This window comes from Stenotrophomonas sp. YJH_SMC_64 (genome assembly GCF_059371375.1).
Genome location: NZ_JCAFUN010000002.1, coordinates 191,652 through 212,486, shown reverse-complemented (window position 1 = coordinate 212,486; position 20,835 = coordinate 191,652). Strand labels below are relative to the sequence as shown.

14 protein-coding genes are annotated in these 20,835 nt (G+C 67.6%); 8 read left to right on the top strand and 6 right to left on the bottom strand.

Going from position 1 to position 20,835, the window contains the following annotated elements:
• Positions 1-68 precede the first annotated feature (68 nt).
• The 4 genes from AC5P9L_RS02690 to AC5P9L_RS02675 are packed head-to-tail and all read right to left on the bottom strand — an operon-like array spanning position 69 to position 4,765.
• Complete coding sequence (locus AC5P9L_RS02690) at positions 69-1,103, bottom strand: Csu type fimbrial protein (RefSeq protein ID WP_150359597.1); 1,035 nt, start codon at positions 1,101-1,103, stop codon at positions 69-71.
• Positions 1,100-3,478 carry a fimbria/pilus outer membrane usher protein gene (locus tag AC5P9L_RS02685; protein WP_150359598.1) on the bottom strand — a complete coding sequence of 793 codons (2,379 nt, stop codon included), beginning with the start codon at positions 3,476-3,478 and terminating at the stop codon, positions 1,100-1,102. Before AC5P9L_RS02685 ends, AC5P9L_RS02690 begins: the two co-directional genes overlap by 4 nt.
• Positions 3,479-3,485: 7 nt before the next feature.
• Positions 3,486-4,235 (bottom strand): fimbrial biogenesis chaperone, encoded by a 750-nt coding sequence (locus AC5P9L_RS02680; RefSeq protein WP_150359599.1) that lies wholly within the window; start codon positions 4,233-4,235, stop codon positions 3,486-3,488.
• Positions 4,235-4,765 carry a Csu type fimbrial protein gene (locus AC5P9L_RS02675; protein ID WP_005412747.1) on the bottom strand — a complete coding sequence of 177 codons (531 nt, stop codon included), beginning with the start codon at positions 4,763-4,765 and terminating at the stop codon, positions 4,235-4,237. The genes AC5P9L_RS02680 and AC5P9L_RS02675 overlap by 1 nt, the downstream gene beginning before the upstream one ends.
• A 239-nt stretch (positions 4,766-5,004) precedes the next feature.
• On the opposite strand from AC5P9L_RS02675, the gene map reads away from it, so the two are divergent.
• The 7 genes from map (at position 5,005) to AC5P9L_RS02640 (ending at position 15,118) form a co-directional block, all read left to right on the top strand.
• A complete protein-coding gene (gene map, locus AC5P9L_RS02670; protein WP_010486307.1) occupies positions 5,005-5,781 on the top strand; it encodes a type I methionyl aminopeptidase in 777 nt (258 codons plus the stop codon).
• A 20-nt stretch (positions 5,782-5,801) separates the two neighbouring features.
• Positions 5,802-8,411, top strand: a complete 2,610-nt coding sequence (locus AC5P9L_RS02665; protein WP_446001643.1) for a [protein-PII] uridylyltransferase — start codon at positions 5,802-5,804, stop codon at positions 8,409-8,411.
• On the top strand, positions 8,411-9,472 hold the full coding sequence (gene dapD / locus AC5P9L_RS02660; RefSeq protein WP_005408756.1) for a 2,3,4,5-tetrahydropyridine-2,6-dicarboxylate N-succinyltransferase: 1,062 nt from the start codon (positions 8,411-8,413) through the stop codon (positions 9,470-9,472). The genes AC5P9L_RS02665 and dapD overlap by 1 nt, the downstream gene beginning before the upstream one ends.
• A 433-nt stretch (positions 9,473-9,905) precedes the next feature.
• On the top strand, positions 9,906-10,277 hold the full coding sequence (locus tag AC5P9L_RS02655; protein WP_005412750.1) for an arsenate reductase: 372 nt from the start codon (positions 9,906-9,908) through the stop codon (positions 10,275-10,277).
• On the top strand, positions 10,274-11,401 hold the full coding sequence (dapE, locus tag AC5P9L_RS02650) for a succinyl-diaminopimelate desuccinylase (RefSeq protein WP_049395930.1): 1,128 nt from the start codon (positions 10,274-10,276) through the stop codon (positions 11,399-11,401). Before AC5P9L_RS02655 ends, dapE begins: the two co-directional genes overlap by 4 nt.
• A 537-nt stretch (positions 11,402-11,938) precedes the next feature.
• Positions 11,939-13,630, top strand: a complete 1,692-nt coding sequence (asnB, locus tag AC5P9L_RS02645) for an asparagine synthase B (RefSeq protein WP_043034866.1) — start codon at positions 11,939-11,941, stop codon at positions 13,628-13,630.
• Between the two features lie 99 nt (positions 13,631-13,729).
• On the top strand, positions 13,730-15,118 hold the full coding sequence (locus AC5P9L_RS02640) for a cation:proton antiporter domain-containing protein (protein ID WP_043034867.1): 1,389 nt from the start codon (positions 13,730-13,732) through the stop codon (positions 15,116-15,118).
• A gap of 82 nt (positions 15,119-15,200) precedes the next feature.
• On the opposite strand, the gene AC5P9L_RS02635 is transcribed toward AC5P9L_RS02640, so the two are convergent.
• Positions 15,201-17,528: a penicillin acylase family protein gene (locus AC5P9L_RS02635; RefSeq protein ID WP_227415176.1), complete on the bottom strand. Its 2,328-nt coding sequence runs from the start codon at positions 17,526-17,528 to the stop codon at positions 15,201-15,203.
• 124 nt (positions 17,529-17,652) lie between these two features.
• Between AC5P9L_RS02635 and bfr the strand changes: the two genes are divergently transcribed.
• Entirely contained in the window at positions 17,653-18,141 is a 489-nt protein-coding gene (bfr, locus tag AC5P9L_RS02630; RefSeq protein ID WP_005408763.1) for a bacterioferritin, read from the top strand.
• 443 nt (positions 18,142-18,584) lie between these two features.
• Here the strand turns inward: bfr and parC are convergent, their stop codons facing one another.
• Positions 18,585-20,828, bottom strand: coding sequence for a DNA topoisomerase IV subunit A (gene parC, locus AC5P9L_RS02625; RefSeq protein WP_227415177.1), 2,244 nt, complete (start codon positions 20,826-20,828; stop codon positions 18,585-18,587).
• Positions 20,829-20,835: the final 7 nt, after the last annotated feature.

Genomic DNA, 20,835 nt, shown 5'->3' with positions numbered 1-20,835 from the left:
CGCGCATCCACGCATGACGTGGATGTGCCGAAACCCCGGTGGGTGTCGACCGTTGGTCGGCATGCAGGTCAATAGGTGATGGTCACCTGCACCACATCGTTATAGATGCCGGCCGGGGGCTGGCCGGTGACCGGCGGCACCCGGCCATAGATGGTCAGCTGCTGCGCGCTGCCACTTCCGGTGCCGCCAACGGTATCGACGTTGAGGGTGTTGCCCCAGCGCAGGCTGCGCGCGGCATTGCGGTACAGCTCGTAGGTGAGGTAGTAGGTGCTGCCGCCGATGGTGGTGGCCATGCGCCGCGTGCTGGTGGCGGTGGGATTGTTCTGGCCGTTGTTGAGGCTGACCTGGTAGGCCGTGTTCTTCAGGCAGGTCAGGGTCAGGGTGGCGGTCCGGTCGATGTTGGCGGGAATGCCGCCGGTGACGTTGCCGAAGTCCATGTTGGTGGTGACGTAGCTGCCGCACTGCGGCAACACGTTGGCGGTGGCGGTGAAGCTGAAGGCGTTGCTGATGCTGTTGGTGCCGGTGGCGCCGCCGTTGCAGTTGGCGGGCACCGTGGCATTGCCGAGCAGGACCTCGTTCCAGGCCCAGGTCAGCACCACGTTGGCGCCGTTGAAGGTGCTGCTGTAGGCGCCTGACGCCAGGATCTGATTGGCGGGGATCTGTGCGGACAGCTGCGTGGTCTGCGTGCCGCTGCCGCCGGTCAGGGGCACGTTGTAGGTCAAGGTCAGCTCCTGCGCCGGCGGCGAGCCGCGCGGGGTCAACCCGGTCACCTGGCTGAAGTTGGAGGTGTTGTAGAGCTGGAAGTTCATGCTGTCGCTGGTGCTGGTCTTCATCGTCCGCCAGCTGGAGCTGCTGCCGCCGCCGCTGCCGGCGCCGATGCCCACGCAGACCCGCACGCCGGTAGTGGCCAGCACGCTCAGCGCGGCAGTGGTGCAGGTCACGGTGATGTTGAGCGTACCGGTGGTTGCACCGGGCGCATTGCTGTTGACGTTGCCAAAAGGCAGCGTCGGGTCGGCGACGGCGGCGCACACCGCGACGGCCCGGGCGGGTGCCGCCGCCAGCAGGCCGGCGACCAGCAGCAGGCCGAGCAGCAACGTCCTCATGGCGCTACCTCCGGGATGCACGCCAGCGGTGCCGGCTTCGGCCGCGCGCCGGAAGCCACCACCTTGGGCACGTCCGGTACCTTCACCCTGCATTGCCCGCGGCTGGTGGTGATGTACAGCACGCTGCCGGCGGACACGTCTTCCAGGTACAGCAGCCCGTCATAGCCCACCAGCGCCTGTCGCCCGTCCGGCAGCTGCACCTCGCTGCCGACCTCCAGCGGTTGCCCGTCCATGCCGTGCAGGGTCAGGTTCAGCGACGGCCGCGAACGCAGCGCAAAGGTCACGCGGGTACCGGCGCGTTGGCGGGGTGTCACCCAGTCTTCGATGCGATCGGCGCGCATGTCCTCGGGCAGGTCCAGGGTGTCGATGGAGACGCGGTTGCGCTGCCAGGACAGCAGTGGGCTGACCAGCAGCAGGCCGCGATCATCGGTCACGCCGATCAGCCGGTTTTCCAGCCGCACCGGCACGCCGCCCACGCCGTTGGTGCTGATGACTGCGAACGCGTCGGAGACTTCGCGGGTGGCGAAGGCATGCCCGCCCATCCACACCAGGCTGCCACTGGCGCTGGCGTAGGCATAGTTCAGGCCGCCCTGGCGCGAGGCGCCGAATGAGTAGCGACCGACGTCATTGAGGATGCCGACTTCGGCCAGGCCGCCATTGCCGTCCTCGCCATGGCGCACCTGCGCGCGCCAACCGACGCCGCCGGCGCTGCCGTCGCCGGGCACCGGCTGGGTCACGTCCGCTACCCAGCTCTGGCTGTCGCCGTTGCGCTGGCTGGAGAGGCTGGCCTGGCGGTTGTTGCCCAGGCTGGCGGTGACCGACAGGTAGATGCTGCGGTCATCGCTCTTGTCCAGGTTCTGGTTCACCGACAGGTAGGCCGACCACCGCTGGCTCCAGGTGCGTGACCAGAACAGACTGGCGTAGCGGTTGTCGTCTCCGTCGGGATAGCGCAGGCGCAGGTAGCTGGCGCTGAGCGTGCCCAGCCGCAGCAGATCGGCGCCGACCGTGGCCTGTTCACTGATGCTCGGCGGCAGGTTGCCCTGCAGTGCGCCCAGGTCGCGGTAATCGCCATGGCTGCGCACGCTGCGCAGATTGAAGTTGAGTCGGCGGTTGTTCCAGCTGTAGCCCAGTGCCCATTGCCCGCCCTGCAGGCCGTGATAGTCACTGTGCGCATAGGCGGCGTTGAACACGCCCGCGCCGCCGAGCAGCCACCAGCCGCCGATGCCGGCCTGGGCCAGGCCGCCGCCGCCTTCGGCATGTGCTTCGCCGGTAAAGGTGTCGCTGATACCGCCTCGCCAGCTGGCACTGGCCACGGTGCGATCGTCGTAGGCGAAGGAACGCTGGCCGAAATCCTCACGCAGGCGGCCAACGCCGGCCGACCAGTCCGACAGGCCCTTGGCCAGCAGCTGCTGGGTGCCATAGAAACTGAAATCCAGCGTCTGCATGCGCCCGAATGCATCGGTCACCACCACCTGTGCGCTGCCGGTGCCGCTGATGCCGGGTTGCGCGGCCAGCTGGAACGGACCGACCGGCACCTGCCCGCTGTACTGGCGCAGGCCATCGACGTACAGCTCGACCGTGGACGGCACCACCGCCTGGCCGAGGAAGCTGGGCGTGGGGGTGAGTACGCGATACGGCTGCAGGCCGTAGTTGCGGCCGATCTGCAGGCCGCCCAGGCGCACCGGACGGGTCCAGTCGACGAAGCCGCTGTAGAAATCGCCGACCTCCAGCGTCATCGCCTTGCCGGGGAAATCCAGGCTCCAGCGCGTATCCAGACGCACGCTCTCACCGCGCCAGCGACGGTCGCCGGGCTGCTGGTAGCGCCGGCTGATCGCTGTGTTCTCGACGGTGCCGTTGCCGATCCCGAACAGGCGCAGCTCCGAGCTGAGGCTGAGGTTGCCGAGCATGTCGACCCGGCTGCCATACAGGTCGTAGTTCAGCAGCAGGCCGGGCGAGGCGGTGCTGGCCGGTGCCCGGGTCTGCGGCTGGCTGAGCACGGTGGTCGGCAGGGTCAGCTGGTCCAGCGGCACGTCCAGGGCCAGGGTCTGCATATGTGCGTCGTAGCGCACAACGGCCCCGCTGATCTGGTCCAGATAGACCGGCGCATCGCCGCGGGCGCTGAAGCCGAGCTGGCGCAGCACTTCCGGACTGGCCTGCAGCCGGCCACGGGTTTCAGTGAATGGCAGCAGGCCGCGGGGCGTGCTGTTGAGCGAGACGTCCAGGTACAGGGTCTGGCTGGCGGTCAGGGGCGTGGGGGCGGGCAGGATCGCGTCGGCCGACACCCCGGAGACGTCCGCAGCCCCGGCGGCAGCCACGCCGGACACATCGGCGGCTTCGGTCGCCGCAGGAGCCAGGGCAGCAAACAGCGCGCCCATCAACGCCTCAGCGAGCCGGTGGCGGCGACAGCGGCGTCTGTTCCGACTCGCCATTGAGCTTGGCCGTGATCTGGTCGTTGTCGCGGTCGATGGCCGTGCGCTCGATCGGCCAGCGCATCACCTGCCCGGGCAGTACATAGCCCAGCAGGCCGGGGTGCACGATGCGCGGGCGCTGGACGCTGCCCAGCGCCAGGTCGGCGATCTGTGCATAGCTGTTGCCAGTGTTGGCCACCTCCACGCCGTTGCGTCCGTCCTGCAACCGGACCAGGCTGGCCTGCAGGCGCGGCGCCAGCTTGCCGCCCGAGGGTTGCACGAACACCGGAATCGAATAGCGCAGCACGAACTGCATGCCGTTGGCGCGGGTCGTCAGATCAGGCACCTCGTCGACGATCAGCCGGTAGTACTGCTGTGCCGCAGGCGGTTCGTGGTTCGGGCGCATGACCCGTACCAGCTGCTGCTGGCCCGCGCCCAGTTCCTGCATCGGAGGGGTGGCCAGCAGTTCCTCGGTGGGCAGCAGTTGTTCCTGGCCATCCTGCTGTACCCAGCGGAAGACCCGCACCTGCAGCCTGACCGGCGAGGTGCCACTGTTGGTCAGCCACAGTTCGCCAGCGCGCTGGCGGGCCTCAAGCTGCAGGCTGGTGGGGGCGACCTGGAGGCTGGTGGCACCGGCAGGGGCTGCGGCCAGCAGGGAGAGGGCGAGCAGCGCCACGCCGGTGGCGCGCCACGGGCGGGGTCCGGCCATGCGGGCGTGCTCCATCAATAGGTGATCGTGGCGGTGACCGTATCCAGGTAGTTGCCGGTGGCCGGGTTGTTGGTGCTCAGGTTCAGGATCTGGCCGTAGACGATGTAGGGCACGGCCAGGCCAGTGCCGATGCCGGCCTGGGTGTTGGTGCCCGAGGTCGCACCCCAGACCAGGGTATGTGCGGCGTCCTGGTAGAGCTGGTAGCCAACGAAGTTGTTGGCGGTCACCGCGGCGTTGGTGTTCTTCATCCGGCGGGTGGTGACGTCGTTGGCGGTGCTGGCATTGGCGCCAGCGTTCAGCGAAATCGTGTACGGGGTCAGGGCCGAGCATTGGGCGGTCACCGTGCCCTGGCCCAGGGTGGGGGTCGCCGTGGTCGAGGCCGCCGTGCCGAAGTCAACGTTGGTGGCCGCCGCCGCCGTGATGGTGCAGGCCTTGGTGACCACCAGGGTCACGTTGAAGGTCGTGGTGTCGGCGGCCAGTGCGGGGCCGGCCAGCAACAGTCCGGTCAGGACCCAGGCGAGCGGTGAGCGGAACGTGGATCGCATGGACAACCTCCCTGACCCGAAGGTCTGTTGAACAAGGCGAAGGCGGCAGGTTCGGGCCGCTTTGACAACGGTCGTGGCCAGCTTCTGCGGGTAAGTGTCTGTAATCCGTGATAAACAGGCGTGCGAAAGGGTGGATATCGTCACGCTTTCACTTTCCTTGCCGGAACCGTGCATGCCCCCGGATCGCCAGTTGGGTGGCGTTCGTTCAGATTGCAGCGGGATCGGCGATAATGGGCGCCATGAGCGTGAATCTGAAAACCCCGCAGGAAATCGAGATGATGCGCATCGCCGGCCGCCTGGCCAGCGAAGTGCTCGACATCGTCACCCCCCACGTCAAGCCCGGTGTCACCACCGAGGAGCTGGACCGCATCTGCCACGACCACATCGTGAACGTGCAGGGCGCGATTCCGGCCAACGTCGGCTACCGCGGCTTCCCGAAGACCGTGTGCACCTCGGTCAACAACGTCATCTGCCACGGTATTCCCAGCGAAGGGAAGGTGCTGAAGGATGGCGACATCATCAATATCGACGTTACCGTCATCAAGGACGGCTGGCACGGCGACACCAGCCGCATGTACTTCGTCGGCACGCCCTCGGTGATGGCCCGCCGCCTGGTGGAAACCACCTACGAAGCGATGTGGCGCGGCATCCGTGCGGTGCGTCCGGGCGCAACCCTGGGCGACATCGGCCATGCCATCCAGAGCTATGCCGAAGGCGAGCGTTTCAGCGTGGTGCGCGAGTACTGCGGCCACGGCATCGGCAAGGTCTACCACGACGAGCCGCAGGTGGTGCATTACGGCCGCCCGGGCCAGGGCCTGGTGCTGCAGCCGGGCATGACCTTCACCATCGAACCGATGATCAACGAGGGCACCCGTTACAACAAGGTGCTGCCGGATGGCTGGACCGTGGTGACCAAGGACCGCAAGCTGTCGGCGCAGTGGGAGCACATGATCGCGGTCACCGAGACCGGCGTCGACGTGCTGACGCTGTCGCCGGGCGAGTCGCAGGTCTCCTGAGGATGCTGCCGGCGAGTTCGCTGCTGGACACGCCGGCCGCGTCGCTCAACGACCCGGACTGGGCTGCTGCCGCGCGCCAGGCGCTGCAGCAGGCCGACGCGCGCCTGTACCGCCGCTTCGACCAGGGCGACAACATCGAGCGCCTGCTGGCGCTGCGCGCGCGTGCCGCCGACCATCTGATCCGCCTGGCGTGGCAGCGCTGCCTGCCAGTCGAGAGTGGCCTGTCGCTGTTCGCGGTGGGCGGCTATGGGCGCGGTGAGCTGTTCCCGCGCTCGGACATCGACCTGCTGGTGTTCGGCGGCCCGCCGGCACAGCTGGCGCACGAAGCGGCACTGGCGCGCCTGTTTGCGCTGCTGTGGGATTGCGGGCTGGCGGTCAGCCATGCGGTGCGTTCTGCATCCCAGTGCCGCGAGGCGGCGACGGACCAGACCGTGCTGACCGCGCTGATCGAGGCGCGCCCGATCCTGGCTGATGATGCGGCGCGCCGCGCGCTGCGCGAGGCCATCGACGACCGCGAACTGTGGCCGGCACGCGCGTTCTTCCTGGCCAAGCTGGAAGAGCTGCGCAACCGGCACCAGCGTTTCGGCGATACCGCCGACAACCTGGAGCCGGACCTGAAGGATGGCCCCGGTGGCCTGCGCGATCTCAACACGCTGGGCTGGATGGCACTGCGCGCCTTCGGCGTGCGCGACCTGGAAGCCCTGGTCGGGCTCGGCCATCTGGGTGCCGACGAAGCCGCGGCGCTCAAGCGCGAACGTGCGGTGCTGGCGCGGTTGCGCTTCGGCCTGCACCTGGTAGCACGTCGCCCGGAAGAGCGCCTGCGTTTCGATTACCAGAAGACCCTGGCCGCGCGCCTGGGCTTCGAAGACGACGCCGAGAACCTCGGTGTCGAGAAGATGATGCAGGGCTTCTACCGCGCCGCGCTGGTGGTGCGGCGGATCAGCGACCGCCTGCTGCAGCGCTTCGAGGAACAGTTCGATGGCGAAGCGCAGCCGGAACCGCTGACCGTGGGCTTCTCCCTGCGCCGCGGCTACCTGGCCGCCAACGAGGCCGACTGGCCGCGTGGCGATATCGGCCAGGTGTTTGCGCTGTTCTCCAGCTGGGCCAACAATCCGCAGGTACGCGGCCTGCATTCGCTGACCGCGCGCGCGCTGGCCGAAGCGCTGCCGCTGCTGCCGGCCTACGACCAGGCCGACACCGACGCGCGCGAGCAGTTCATGACCCTGCTGCGTGGCCAACGCCCGGTCGATACGCTTTCGCGCATGGCGCGGCTGGGCGTGCTCGGCCAGTGGATTCCCGCGTTCGCCCAGGTCAGCGGGCGCATGCAGTTCGACCTGTTCCATGTCTATACCGTCGACCAGCACACGCTGATGGTCCTGCGCAACATCGGCCTGTTCGCCAGCAGCCGTGCCGACGAACGCTTCTCGATCGCCCATGAAGTCTGGCCGCGCCTGCGCAAGCCGGAGCTGCTGCTGCTGGCCGGCCTGTTCCATGACATTGCCAAGGGCCGCGGCGGCGACCATTCCGAACTGGGCGCGGTCGATGCGCGCGCGTTCTGCCAGGCGCATGCGCTGAGCACGTCCGATACCGAACTGGTGGCGTGGCTGGTCGAACAGCACCTGCGCATGTCGGTGACCGCGCAGAAGCAGGACATCGCCGACCCGGTGGTGATCCATCGCTTCGCCACCCTGGTGGGCAGCCGCGACCGCCTCGACTATCTGTACCTGCTGACCTGCGCTGATATCGCCGGCACCAGTCCGAAGCTGTGGAACGCGTGGAAGGACCGCCTGCTGGCCGATCTGTATTTCGCCACCCGGCGCGCGCTGCGCGAAGGGCTCGAGCATCCGGTACCGGCGGCCGAGCGCGTGGCAGAGGCGCGCGACAGCGTGCGCGCACTGGTGCGCGAGCAGGGTTACGACGACGCCACCATCGACCGCCAGTTCGCCGTGATGCCGGATGAGGGCTTCATTCGCCTGCGCCCCGAGCAGCTGGCCTGGCAGGCCGCCGCGCTGGTACCGGTGAAACAGGGCCAGACGCTGGTGAAGGTGCGCCGCATCAGTGTCGACGACCCGGCACTGGAAGTGTTCGTGCATTCGCCGGACCGCGACGGCCTGTTTGCCGCCATCGTGATGACCCTGGACCGCAAGGGCTACGGGATCCATCGCGCGCGCGTGCTGGATGGCCCGGCCGACACCATTTTCGATACCTTCGAAGTGAATCCGGCCGACAGCTTCGCCGATGGCAGCAGCGCCAACCTGGAGGCCGCGCTGCGCGAGGCACTCAGTGGTGACCTGTCGCGCCTGCGCCCGTCGCGTCGGGTGGTGCCACGCCAGCTGCGCCATTTCCGCTTCGCGCCGCGCATCGAGTTCCGCGATGAACCGGGCGCAACCCGTTTTGCCCTGGTCGCACCCGACCGCCCCGGCCTGCTGGCCGACGTGGCGTTCGTGCTGCGCAACCAGGGCCTGCGCGTGCATGATGCACGCATTGCCACGTTCGGCGAACGCGCCGAAGACACCTTCGTGATCAGTGACGAACACGACCTCCCCCTGACTGAACCTGCCCGGCAGCAGCTGCATGACGCGATGCTGGCCTGCCTGGACCCTGATCGAAACGCCGGAGACCCCGCCTGATGGCCACCAAGCCTGTTAAGAAGACTGCTGCCACCGCCAAGAGCGCAGCGGCCAAGAAAACTGCCGCCGTGCCGGCCGCGAAGAAGGCCGCCGCGCCGAAGAAAGCCGCGGTGGTGAAGGCGCCGGCGAAGAAGGTGGCGGCACCGAAGAAGGCCCCGGCCAAGAGCGCAGAAGCCGCACGCGCCGAAACCATCGCCCGCAAGTCGCTGCGCAAGCCGGCCGCGCCGGGCGTGGAAGAACTGAAGTTCGGCATCGAAAGTGCCTTCGAACGCCGCGCCACGCTGACCCTTCACGAACTGGAAGGCTCGACCAGGCCGCTGGTCAACCGTGTGATCGATGGCCTGGAAAGCGGCGAATTCCGCGTTGCCGAACCGGACGGCCACGGTGGCTGGAAGGTCAACGAGTGGCTGAAGAAGGCCGTGCTGCTGTATTTCCGCGTCAACGACATGGCCGTGGTCGACGCACGTCCGGCGCCGTTCTGGGACAAGGTCGAATCGCGTTTTGCCGGTTATGACGAAGCGAAGTTCCGCCGTGGTGGCGTGCGCGTGGTGCCGGGCGCCATTGCCCGCCGCGGTACGTACTTCGGCAAGGACGTGGTGCTGATGCCGAGCTTCACCAACATCGGTGCCTATGTCGGTGAGGGCACCATGGTCGATACCTGGGCCACCGTGGGTTCGTGCGCGCAGATCGGCCAGCACTGCCACCTGTCCGGCGGTGCCGGCATTGGCGGCGTGCTGGAACCCCTGCAGGCCAGCCCGACCATCATTGAAGACCACTGCTTCATCGGTGCGCGTTCGGAAGTGGTGGAAGGCGTGGTGGTCGGACACCACAGCGTGATCGGCATGGGCGTGTTCCTCAGCCAGAGCACCCGCATCTACAACCGTGCCACCGGCGAGATCACCTACGGCTACATCCCGCCGTACAGCGTGGTGGTGTCCGGCTCGCTGCCGAGCAAGGACGGTACGCATTCGCTGTACTGCGCGGTGATCGTCAAGCAGGTTGATGCCAGGACCCGCAGCAAGACCAGCGTCAACGACCTGCTGCGCGGCCTGGCCGACTGAAGGTGGCTGCGCCGGAGGATCTGGCGCAGTCCGCGATCTACCGGCATCCGTCCGACACCCTGTTGGGGCGGATGCTGCCGCGCCTGCTGCACGCCTGCGCTGGACCCGACTGCGCCGCGCACTGTCGCGGCGCTGGCCGATGCCGGCGCCGCCTTCGGTGGCCATCAGGCCCTCCTGCGTTTCCTCACCTGCCAGGACGAGGCCATCGCCCGCACCTGCGACTGTCGCTGGGCCAGCACCCGCGTCGCGCTGCCGGTAGACCTCGACAACCTGCAGCCGCTGCGCCTGGAACGCGAGCTGCAGTGCCCGCGCCTGCAGGCGATGGGCGTGGCGCTTGCATCGGGCCTGGCCTTCCGCTTGCCGAGAGTGCCGTTCCGGGTCGTGTCCGAGCGCCTGTTGTGAGATTCTGGCCCTCTGTTTTCCAGCATCACAGATGGCCATGAGCACCACTGTCTACGGTTTGAAGAACTGCGATACCTGCAAGAAGGCGACCAAGTGGCTGGACCGCTTCGGCGTGCCGTACACCTTCGTCGACTACCGCGAGAACAAACCCAGCCCGGAAATGCTGCTGGAATGGGCCGCGCAGCTGGGGGGACTGGCGGCGATGGTCAACAAGTCCTCCACCACCTGGCGGCAGCTGCCGGACAACCGCAAGGCTGCGGACTCCGAGGCCGAATGGAAGCTGCTGCTGCGCGAGTATCCGCAGCTGATCAAGCGCCCGCTGGTGGTCACCGCCGATGGCAAAGCCAGCCAGGGTTTCAGTGACAATGGTTTCAAGGCACGCTTCGGCGTGGGCGACGCATGAGCGCGGTCCTCGACCTGACCTGCGAGCTGATTGCGCGACCTTCGGTAACGCCGGACGATGCTGGTTGCCAGGCGCTGTTGGCGGCGCGGCTGAAGCAGGCCGGATTCCAGTGCGATCATCTGCGCCTGGGCGACGTTGACAATCTGTGGGCGACCCATGGCCAGGGCGCGCCGGTGCTGGTTCTGCTGGGCCACACTGACGTGGTGCCCACCGGCCCGCGCGAGTCCTGGACCAGCGACCCGTTCACCCCACATATCCGCGATGGCGTGCTGTATGGGCGCGGTGCCGCCGACATGAAAGGCAGCGTGGCGGCGTTCGTGGTGGCCGCCGAGCAGTTCGTCGCCGACCATCCCGACCATCCCGGCACGCTGGCGGTACTGCTGACCAGCGACGAGGAGGGCGATGCCATCGATGGCGTGCGCCACGTTGCACGCCTGTTCGCCGCACGCGGGCAGCGCATCGACTGGTGCATCACCGGTGAGCCGTCGTCGACCGCGACGCTGGGCGATCTGCTGCGCGTGGGACGTCGCGGCAGCCTGTCGGCCAAACTGCGCGTCCAAGGCGTGCAGGGCCACGTGGCGTATCCGGAAAAGGCACGCAACCCGATTCACCAGGCGGCGCCGGCCCTGGCAGAACTATGCGCGCGGCGCTGGGACGAAGGCTACGAGAGTTTCCCGCCGACCAGCCTGCAGATCTCCAACATCCACGCCGGCACCGGTGCCAACAACGTGATTCCCGGTGAGCTCGACGTGGATTTCAACATCCGCTACAACCCGCACTGGGATGCGCCGAAGCTGGAGGCGGAGATCACCGCACTGCTGGAACGGCATGGCCTGCAGTACACGCTGAAGTGGCATCGCAGCGGCGAGCCGTTCTACACCCCGGAAGGCACGCTGCGCGCCATCGCCCGTGCGGTGCTGGCCGAGCACATCGGCCGCGCGCCAGAAGAAAGCACCGGCGGCGGCACCTCCGATGCACGCTTCATCGCGCCATTGGGCGCGCAATGCATCGAAGTAGGCCCGGTCAATGCCAGCATCCACCAGGTGGACGAGAACGTGCGCGTGGACGATCTGGAAGCGTTGCCGGGGCTGTACCAGCGGCTGGTGGAACGGCTGCTGGTGTGAGGATGGTGGATGCCGATCGTCGGTCGGCACACCTTCCGCAGGACTGCAGCCGGGCCCTGGTCCGAAAAGATGAGTAACGGCGGCATGATCGCCTTTTCCCAGTAGCTTGGCGCGGCCATGTAGGAGCGCTGCGCCTGGGGCCTGGCGAACAAGCCGGCCGCCGCTGGCAGGGCCGAAGGCGGGTGAGGGTCTGGCAGGCGCCAGGCCCAGGCAGGGCAGGGCAGGGCAGCCAGTGCCCCGGTGCCTCGGTTGCCGACGCAACTGTTGCGCCGCGCTGGAAACCGGGGTAGGGTCGATGCCATGTCGATCCGCCAAGCCACCGCCGTCAACAACAACCGCAATAATCTGCGCGCGAATAATCGTGCGCGGCCGATGCGGGACTGCGCCCTGGGTAGATAGACAGCAACACACGCCCGGACACCAGAAAACCCGCATCAGCCGATGCGGGTTTTTTTGTGCCCGGGCGCAGCCTGCCCGGGCCTGGATGGCCGGTCGAACACCTTCCCACCCGTGAAATTCCCCAACAGGAGCTCCCCCATGTGTTCGATCTTCGGAATCTTCGGCCTGCAGGCCGGTGACGATCTTCCCACCCTGCGCCGCCACGCGCTGGAACTGTCGCAACGCCAGCGCCACCGTGGCCCGGACTGGAGCGGCGTGTACCTCGACGAAGGTGCGCTGCTGGTCCATGAACGGCTGGCCATCGTCGATCCGGCCGGTGGTTCGCAACCGCTGCTGTCGGCCGATGGCCAGCTGGCGCTGGCGGTGAACGGCGAGATCTACAACCACCAGGCGTTGAAGGCGGCGCTGACCACCCCCTACGACTTCCAGACCGGCTCGGACTGCGAGGTGATCAACGCGCTGTACCGCCAGGGCGGCGCGCCGGCGCAGTGGCTGGAACAGCTCAACGGCATCTTCGCCTTCGCGCTGTGGGACCGTGACAGTGGACGCGTGCTGGTGGCGCGCGACCCGGTCGGTGTGGTGCCGCTGTACTGGGGCCACGACGCCCAGGGGCGCTTGCGCGTGGCCTCGGAAATGAAGGCGCTGGTCGATACCTGTGCCGATGTCGCGCAGTTCCCGCCGGGCCACTATTTCGACAGTGCCAGCGGTGAACTGGTGCGCTACTACCAGCAACCGTGGCGTGACTATGCCGACGTGCAGGGTCGCCAGGCCGATCTGGCCGAACTGCGCCAGGCCTTCGAGCACGCGGTGGAACGCCAGTTGATGAGCGACGTGCCGTACGGCGTGCTGCTGTCCGGTGGCCTGGACTCGTCGCTGGTGGCGGCGGTAGCCGCGCGCTATGCACGTCGCCGCATCGAGGATGGCGGGCAGACCGAAGCCTGGTGGCCGCGCCTGCATTCGTTCGCGATCGGCTTGAAGGGCTCGCCCGATCTGGCTGCCGCTGCCATTGCTGCCGAAGCGCTGGGCACCGTGCATCACGGCTTCGAATACACCTTCGAGGAAGGCCTCGATGCGCTGCCGGAAGTGATCCGCCACATCGAAACCTACGACGTCACCACCATCCGCGCCTCCACGCCGATGTTCCTGCTGGCGCGGCGGATCAAGGCGATGGGGGTGAAGATGGTGCTCTCCGGCGAGGGCAGCGATGAGATCTTTGGTGGCTACCTGTATTTCCACAAGGCACCGGATGCGCGTGAGTTCCACGAGGAGCTGGTGCGCAAGCTCGACGCGCTGTACAACTACGACTGCCTGCGTGCCAACAAGTCGATGATGGCCTGGGGCGTGGAGCCGCGCGTGCCGTTCCTGGATCGTGAATTCCTCGACGTGGCGATGCGCTTCGATGCCGCGCACAAGATGGTGGGCGCCGGGTTCGGTGGCCGTCGCATCGAGAAGGCGGTGCTGCGCGAGGCGTTCGACGGCTACCTGCCGGACAGCATCCTGTGGCGTCAGAAGGAGCAGTTCAGCGATGGCGTCGGCTATGGATGGATCGACGGCCTGAAGGCGCATGCCGAGGCGCAGGTAAGTGACCGCGTGCTGGCGGCGGCCGACAAGCGCTTCCCGCACAACCCGCCGCAGACCAAGGAGGCGTATTACTACCGCCACCTGTTCGAGCAGTTCTTCCCCAGCCGTGCGGCCGCGGAGACCGTGCCGGGCGGCAAGTCCATCGCCTGCTCCTCGCCGGCGGCCATTGCCTGGGACGCCAGCTTCGCCGCCGCTGCCGACCCTTCGGGACGCGCGATCGCCGGCGTGCACGAGCAGGCACTGGCCTAAGCCCCCAAAAGGGGACGGAGGGGATTAAGTCGTAAGTGGCACAAACGACTTAATCCCCTCCGTCCCCTTTTTGTATGATCGCCCCCTGCGCATTGGGGAATGTTCATGGACGTACAGGCAGGCGGCAACGCGCCGCCCACGAAATGGGGATGGCGTTATCTGGCGTGGGCCGGGGTGCCGTTGCTGGCCGGCGTGCTGCTGGCGCGGTATGCCGGGCCGGCGGCGCCCGAGATGGTCGCCCGTGCCACGGTTGCTGCCGAAGGCAGCTGGGCGCAGCATCTGGCGTCACCGCTGGGCCTCTTCCTGCTGCAGCTGCTGGTGCTGTTGCTGGTAGCCAAGGGCGCCGGTGCATTGCTGAAGCGGCTGGGCCAGCCGGCGGTGATTGGCGAGATGGCGGCCGGCCTGATGATGGGCCCGCTGGTGCTCGGCAGCCTGCTGCCGCAGTTGCATGGTGCGCTGTTCCCGGCCAGTTCGCTGGGCCCGCTGGGCATGCTCAGCCAGCTGGGCGTGCTGATGTTCCTGCTGGTGGCCGGTGCCGAGCTGGACCTGGCGGCACTGCGCGGCCGCCGGCGTTTCGCCTTCACGGTCAGCCATGCCGGCATCGCGGTGCCGTTCGTGCTCGGCGTCGCGTTGGCGATCTGGCTGTATCCGCAGCACGGCCCGCAGGGCGTGGGCTTCACTGCCTTCGCACTTTTCGTCGGCATCTCGATGAGCATCACCGCGTTCCCGGTGCTGCTGCGCATCCTTGCCGACCGCGGCATCGCGCAGACGTCGCTGGGGCAGACCGCCATCGCCTGCGCGGCATTGGGCGATGCCACCGCATGGTGCCTGCTGGCACTGATCGTGGCGGCTGCACAGGCCAGTGGATGGCTGCCGGCCAGCCTCAACCTGCTGTGCGTGGTCGCCTTCGTGGCGCTGATGCTGGGGCTGGTGAAGCCGTGGTTTGCCCGCCAGCAGATCGCGCCGGGCCGTGAGGGGCGCTGGCTGCTCGGCATCCTGCTGCTGTCGCTGGGTAGTGCCCTGATCACCGAAATGCTGGGCATCCACGCGCTGTTCGGTGCCTTCGCGGCGGGCGTCGCGGTATCGTCCAACGCGCAGCTGCGCGACCTGTTGATGGCCCGCGTCGAACCGTTTGCGGTGACCCTGCTGCTGCCGTTGTTCTTCGCCATGACCGGCCTGCGCATGCGTGCCGATGCGCTGCAGGCCAGCGACATCGTGTTGTGCGGGGTGGTGATCGTGGTGGCCACGGCCGGCAAGCTGCTGGGCACCTTCAGTGCTGCACGCAGTGCCGGCATGCCCACGCGCGAGGCGTGGCGGTTGGGCGCGTTGATGAACACCCGTGGCCTGATGGAGCTGATCGTGCTCAACCTGGGTTACGAGCTGGGCCTGCTCGGCGACCGCCTGTTCGCGGTGCTGGTGGTCATGGCGCTGGTGACCACGGCGATGACCGGGCCGCTGCTGAATCTGATCGAGCGTCGCAGGGCTTGAGCGTTGAACGGTGGTGCCGGCCGCTGGCCGGCAACCTCATGATGCTGGACACACCTGCATCGATGCCGGCCAATGGCCGGCACTACCGCGCCGGCACCAGTGTCATCACGTGCTTTGCCTTGCCGGGCAGGAAGGGCGTCGGCCGTCCATGCACCCAGTCCTCGTGGCCGGCGCCCCAGTAGGGTGACAGTGGATGGCCGCTCTGGCCGCCCGGCATGTGCACGATGCCGTCGGCCTCGTGGCCGGGCGAGACCACCATGCGCTCGGAAGCACCGAAGTTCGGCGTCTGCACGCGTGGCATGTCACGGTCGCCGGGCAGCTGGTCGGCGGGCATGCACAGCCAGCGCTTGGCGATGCCCGGCAGCGCCTGTGCGATGGGGTGGCAGATCGCCGCAGTGTTGCGTTCGCCCCAGGTGCGTTTGGACAGCGGTCCCTGCTTGGCCAGCTCGCTCTCGGTACGGCGTGCCGCGTCGATCAGCAGCGCATCCCAGCTGTCGAAGGCCGGTGGCAGCAGATGGGCCGGACGCTGTTGCAGCATCGGCCAGGCCACGCCTTCCAGCTGCGCCAGTCGTGGGTCGAGGTAGTCATCACCCAGCTGCGCATTGGCCGGTGCCAGCAGTGCATCGGACAACGTCTCCATCACCTGGGTGCGGAATTCACGTACTACCCGGTAGCTGACCGAACTGGCCGCGGCACGACCGCCCCATTGATGGCTGACTTCCTTCAAACGCTTCAGTGCAGGGTCGTCACTGCGCTCGATGACGTCGTGCAGCAGGGCCCACCAGCGCTGCAGGAACACCGCGCGATCGTCGAGCTGGATCGCCAGCAGATCGTGCTCGTCGAAACGGTCCTGGATGGCGAGCAGATCGCGGATCTGCCGCGCACGAGCCCCCAGGTCGTAACCGCCGTTGCCGACGGTGGCCAGCGCCTCGCCGTCGAGGACGCGACCGTTGGCGGTCCACAGGCGATGGGTGGGGGGATCGATCAATGCCGGCGAGGCGTCGCTGCGGATCGGCCAGGGGGCGCAGTCGTGGTTGTTGGCGGCGGTGAAGCCGGCCGGTGCACAGCCCGGACCGCGGTCGGGGCGGGCGCCGATCAGGCGCCAGGCGATGCGTCCGCTGCGGTCGCCGACCACCAGGTTCTGTGCGGGGATGCCGGCGTGGTCGGCGAATTGCAGGGCACTGTCCAGGTCACCGGCGCGGGCCAGGTCACCGAAGTCCAGGCGCACCGCGCCGGGCAGGTGGGCGACCCAGCGCAGCGCGTCGCCGCTGCCATCGGCATGCGTGTGCAGGATCGGCCCCCAGTCGGTTTCGCGCACCGGGAACAGCACGTCGGCCTGGCCGGCCACCGCAATCCGCTCTTCATGCACGGTCACTGCGGCGTTGGCTGGTTCAGTGCGGTAATCGGCGGTGTCTATGTAACTGTTGGTGAAGCCCCAGGCGACGTGGCCGTTGCTGCCGACGATCACCGCCGGCAGGCCGGGCAGCGAGAAACCGGTGACGTCGACCTGGCCGCCAGCGGCCTGTGGATCGGGGTAGCGCAGGCGCACGCGGAACCACAGGCCCGGCGCGCGCAGGCCCAGGTGCATGTCGTCGGCGACGATCGCGCGACCGTCCGCGGTAAGCGCACCGGCCACCGCGAAGTTGTTGCTGCCGACGGCGTCGACCTCTTCCTGCGCGGTGCCGGATTTTCCCTTCAATGTGCGCAGATCCAGCTGGCTGGCATCGGGCAGGGCAGCGTTGCCGGTGGGTTCGCCGAACAGCGGCGCATCCCATTCGGTGCCGTCGTGGGCGATCAATGCGTACAGCGCCGGCGGCACCACTGCGCGGATGCGGCTCAGTGCAAGCTCGGTCTGGTTGCCGGGGTCCTGCAGGTCGGCGTACATGGCCAGCCCGGTCAGCACGCTGTCGCTGGCCTGCCACGGTTGCGGCGACTGCCGCAGCAGCAGGTAGGCCCATGGCCGCACGGAGAGGCCGGCCAGGCCCTCATTGACCCCACCGACATAGGCGCTCACGGCGTCGACGTTGTCGCCCAGCGCAGCCTGCATGTTCGCCTCGGTGCGCGCGCGCAGCCGATGCACGCGCATGCGCTTGTCGGCATCGATCGCCTTCGGGCCAAACAGTGCGGACAGTTCGCCGGCGGCGCTACGGCGCATCAGGTCCATCTCGAAATAGCGTTCCTGCGCATGCACGCGGCCCAATGCGCGCATCGCGTCGGCCTGGCTGGTGGCGGTGATGGTGACCACGCCCAGCGCATCGCGCTCGATGGTGACCGGCCTGGCCAGGCCGGGCAGCGCATGCTCGCCGTCCAGGTCGGCCAGGCTGCCGCGCAGCAGCAGCCACAGGACCAGTGCGGTGACCAGCACGATGGCGACCAACACGCCCAGCACCCAACGCCATATACGTCGCATCGCACGTCCTTTCCGAACTCGTGGGCCGATTGTAGCCGCAGGCGCAACTGCGACTGATTCCGATTAGATCACCGTATTTTGAAATGCGGCACCCTATGCCGCATCGATTCACAGGAGCCCCCCCATGAAAGGCAACCCGGACGTCATCGCCTGCCTGAAGGAACTGCTGCGCGGCGAGCTTGCTGCCCGCGACCAGTACTTCATCCATTCCCGCCGCTACGAGGACCAGGGCCTGTTCGCGCTGTACGAACGCCTGAACCACGAGATGGAAGAGGAAACCCAGCACGCCGATGCGCTGCTGCGCCGGATCCTGTTCCTGGGCGGCGACCCGGACATGCGCCCGCATGCCACCGAGCCGGGCAAGACCGTGGAAGAGATGCTGCAGAAGGATCTCGACACTGAATACGCGGTTCGGAACAATCTCGCCGCCGGCATGAAGCTGTGCGAGGAGAAGGGTGACTACGTGAGCCGCGACATCCTGCTGGCCCAGCTGAAGGACACCGAGGAAGACCACGCCTGGTGGCTGGAGCAGCAGCTGGGCCTGATCAAGCGCATCGGCCTGGAGCTGTACCAGCTGAGCAAGATCGACGGCAACGGCGCCCCGGCGCACTGAGCCGACGTCGCTCTTTTTGGTAGAGCCGACCCGGTAGAGCCAACCCGGTAGAGCCGACTGTTAGTCGGCTGCCTTTCGGCAGAGCAGCCGACTAACAGTCGGCTCTACCAGGAGCAAAGGAGCAGCCGACTGACAGTCGGCTCTACCAGGAGCAAAAGAGCAGCCGACCAGCGGTCGGCTCTACCAGCAGCACAGCGTTCTGTCGCCCGCCAGCACCGGAGCACCGCCAGCCAGCCTTCGCCAGCCAGCTGCTCCATCGCCCGCCAGCCGACAACGAAAAAGCCGGGGAATGCCCCGGCTTTTTCGTGTCCGGGGTCGGATCCGTTTTCAACGAAAACGGCTCTGACCCCATTGGGATCGAAAACGCCAACCGAGGTTGGCGTTTGCCGGGGTTAATGCGTGTCAACCAAGGTTGACACCCGCCAGGGGCAGGGCCCCAGCCCTTACTCCACCGACAGCCCTTCCACCTTCTGCCAGCCGCGCGGCAGCAGGTGGCCGCGGGTGGCGCGGGCGCCGAGGTAGGCGTCGAGCTCGTTGAACTTCAGCCCCATCGTGCGCTGACCGCTGCGCACCTGCAGGGTCTGGCCCGGGCTGATCGCCACGATGGCGACCACGCGTTCGGTGGCGAGCTTGGCCTTTGGGATCTCGATGATCTTGTTGCCCTTGCCCTTGTCCAGTTCCGGCAGGTCGTTGGCGGCAATTGCCAGCAGGTTGCCCGAACTGGTCACCGCGACGATGCGGTCGGTGGCCACATTGGCCACCACCGACGGGGTCAGCACTGATGAGCCGGACGACAGGTTCAGCATCGCCTTGCCGGCCTTGTTGCGGCCGATCAGGTTCTCGAAGCGGGTGACGAAGCCGTAGCCGTGGCTGGAGGCCAGCACGAAGCGGGTGTCCGGCTCGGCGCTGGCCAGGGTGACGAAGCTGGTGCCCGGCGCCGGCGAGAAGCGGCCGGTCAGTGGCTCGCCGTTGCCGCGCGCCGAGGGCAGGGTATGCACCGGCGTGGAATAGGCGCGGCCCTCGCTGTCGAGGAACGCGACCTGCTGGGTGCTGCGTGCACGCACGGCGCCCTGCAGCGCGTCGCCATCGCGGTAGGACAGCGCGGACGCATCGACGTCGTGGCCCTTGGCGGCACGGATCCAGCCCTTCTCCGACAGCACCACGGTCATCGGCTCGCTCGGTACCAGCTCGGTCTCGTCGATGGCCTGCGCGGCCTGGCGCTGCACCAGCGGCGAACGGCGGGCGTCGCCGAACTTCTTGGCATCGGCGGTCAGTTCGTCGCGGATCAGCTTCTTCAGCTTGGCCTTGCTGTCGAGGATGCCGAGGATCTTCTCGCGTTCCTTGGCCAGCTCGTCCTGCTCGCCACGGATCTTCATCTCTTCCAGGCGGGCCAGCTGCTTCAGCTTGGTTTCCAGGATGTACTCGGCCTGTTCCTCGGACAGTTCGAAGCGCGCGATCAGCGCCGCCTTCGGTTCGTCCTCGGTACGGATGATGTGGATCACCTCGTCCAGGTTGAGGAAGGCGACCAGCAGGCCTTCCAACAGGTGCAGGCGGCGCTCGACCTTCTGCAGGCGGTGCTGCAGGCGGCGGGTGACGGTGTTGCTGCGGAAGGTCAGCCACTCGCTGAGCAGCATCTTCAGGTTCTTCACCTGCGGACGGCCGTCCAGCCCGATCACGTTGAGGTTGACGCGGTAGCTGCGCTCCAGGTCCGTGGTCGCGAACAGGTGGCCCATCAGCTGCTCGGCGTCGACGCGGTTGGAGCGCGGCACCAGCACCACGCGCACCGGGTTGGCGTGGTCGGACTCATCGCGGATGTCCTCCAGCCACGGCAGCTTCTTGGCGCGCATCTGCGCGGCGATCTGCTCGATCACCTTCGACGGCGACACCTGGAACGGCAGCGCCGTCACCACGATGTTGTTGGCTTCCTTGTTGAAGGTCGCACGCGCACGCACGCTGCCGTTGCCGGTCTCGTAGATGTTCCGCAGATCGTTGGCGGCGGTGATGATCTCGGCGCTGGACGGGTAGTCCGGGCCCTGCACGTGCTCGCACAGGTCGCGCACGGTCGCATCGGGGTTGTCCAGCAGGTGCAGCAGTGCGCTGACGATCTCGTTGAGATTGTGCGGCGGCACGTCGGTGGCCATGCCCACGGCGATGCCGGTGGTGCCGTTCAGCAGCAGGTGCGGCAGCCGCGCTGGCATCCAGGTCGGTTCCTGCAGGGTGCCGTCGAAGTTCGGTGCCCAGTCGGTGGTGCCCTGGCCCAGTTCGCCCAGCAGTACTTCGGCGATCGGGGTCAGCTTGGATTCGGTGTAACGCATGGCCGCGAACGACTTCGGGTCATCGCTGGAGCCGAAGTTGCCCTGGCCCTCGATCAGCGGGTAGCGGTACGAGAACGGCTGCGCCATCAGCACCAGCGCCTCGTAGCACGCGCTGTCGCCGTGCGGGTGGTACTTGCCGATGACGTCACCGACGGTGCGCGCGGACTTCTTCGGCTTGGACGCAGCATTCAGGCCCAGCTCGCTCATCGAATAGATGATGCGGCGCTGCACCGGCTTCAGGCCGTCGCCGATGAACGGCAGGGCGCGGTCCAGGACCACGTACATCGAGTAGTCGAGGTAGGCGCGTTCGGCGTACTCGCGCAGCGGCAGTTGTTCGAATCCGTGGAACACGGGGCGGGCAAGTTCGGTCATGCGGCGT

Bases quoted from the DNA above. Each gene is read 5' to 3' on its own strand.
- AC5P9L_RS02685 (WP_150359598.1), bottom strand. From the start codon at position 3,478: ATGGGCGCGCTGTTTGCTGCCCTGGCTCCTGCGGCGACCGAAGCCGCC.
- AC5P9L_RS02680 (WP_150359599.1), bottom strand. From the start codon at position 4,235: ATGGAGCACGCCCGCATGGCCGGACCCCGCCCGTGGCGCGCCACCGGC.
- AC5P9L_RS02635 (WP_227415176.1), bottom strand. From the start codon at position 17,528: ATGCGACGTATATGGCGTTGGGTGCTGGGCGTGTTGGTCGCCATCGTG.
- AC5P9L_RS02690 (WP_150359597.1), bottom strand. From the start codon at position 1,103: ATGAGGACGTTGCTGCTCGGCCTGCTGCTGGTCGCCGGCCTGCTGGCG.
- AC5P9L_RS02655 (WP_005412750.1), top strand. From the start codon at position 9,906: ATGGCCATGAGCACCACTGTCTACGGTTTGAAGAACTGCGATACCTGC.
- parC (WP_227415177.1), bottom strand. From the start codon at position 20,828: ATGACCGAACTTGCCCGCCCCGTGTTCCACGGATTCGAACAACTGCCG.
- AC5P9L_RS02640 (WP_043034867.1), top strand. From the start codon at position 13,730: ATGTTCATGGACGTACAGGCAGGCGGCAACGCGCCGCCCACGAAATGG.
- bfr (WP_005408763.1), top strand. From the start codon at position 17,653: ATGAAAGGCAACCCGGACGTCATCGCCTGCCTGAAGGAACTGCTGCGC.
- AC5P9L_RS02675 (WP_005412747.1), bottom strand. From the start codon at position 4,765: ATGCGATCCACGTTCCGCTCACCGCTCGCCTGGGTCCTGACCGGACTG.
- asnB (WP_043034866.1), top strand. From the start codon at position 11,939: ATGTGTTCGATCTTCGGAATCTTCGGCCTGCAGGCCGGTGACGATCTT.
- dapD (WP_005408756.1), top strand. From the start codon at position 8,411: ATGGCCACCAAGCCTGTTAAGAAGACTGCTGCCACCGCCAAGAGCGCA.
- dapE (WP_049395930.1), top strand. From the start codon at position 10,274: ATGAGCGCGGTCCTCGACCTGACCTGCGAGCTGATTGCGCGACCTTCG.
- map (WP_010486307.1), top strand. From the start codon at position 5,005: ATGAGCGTGAATCTGAAAACCCCGCAGGAAATCGAGATGATGCGCATC.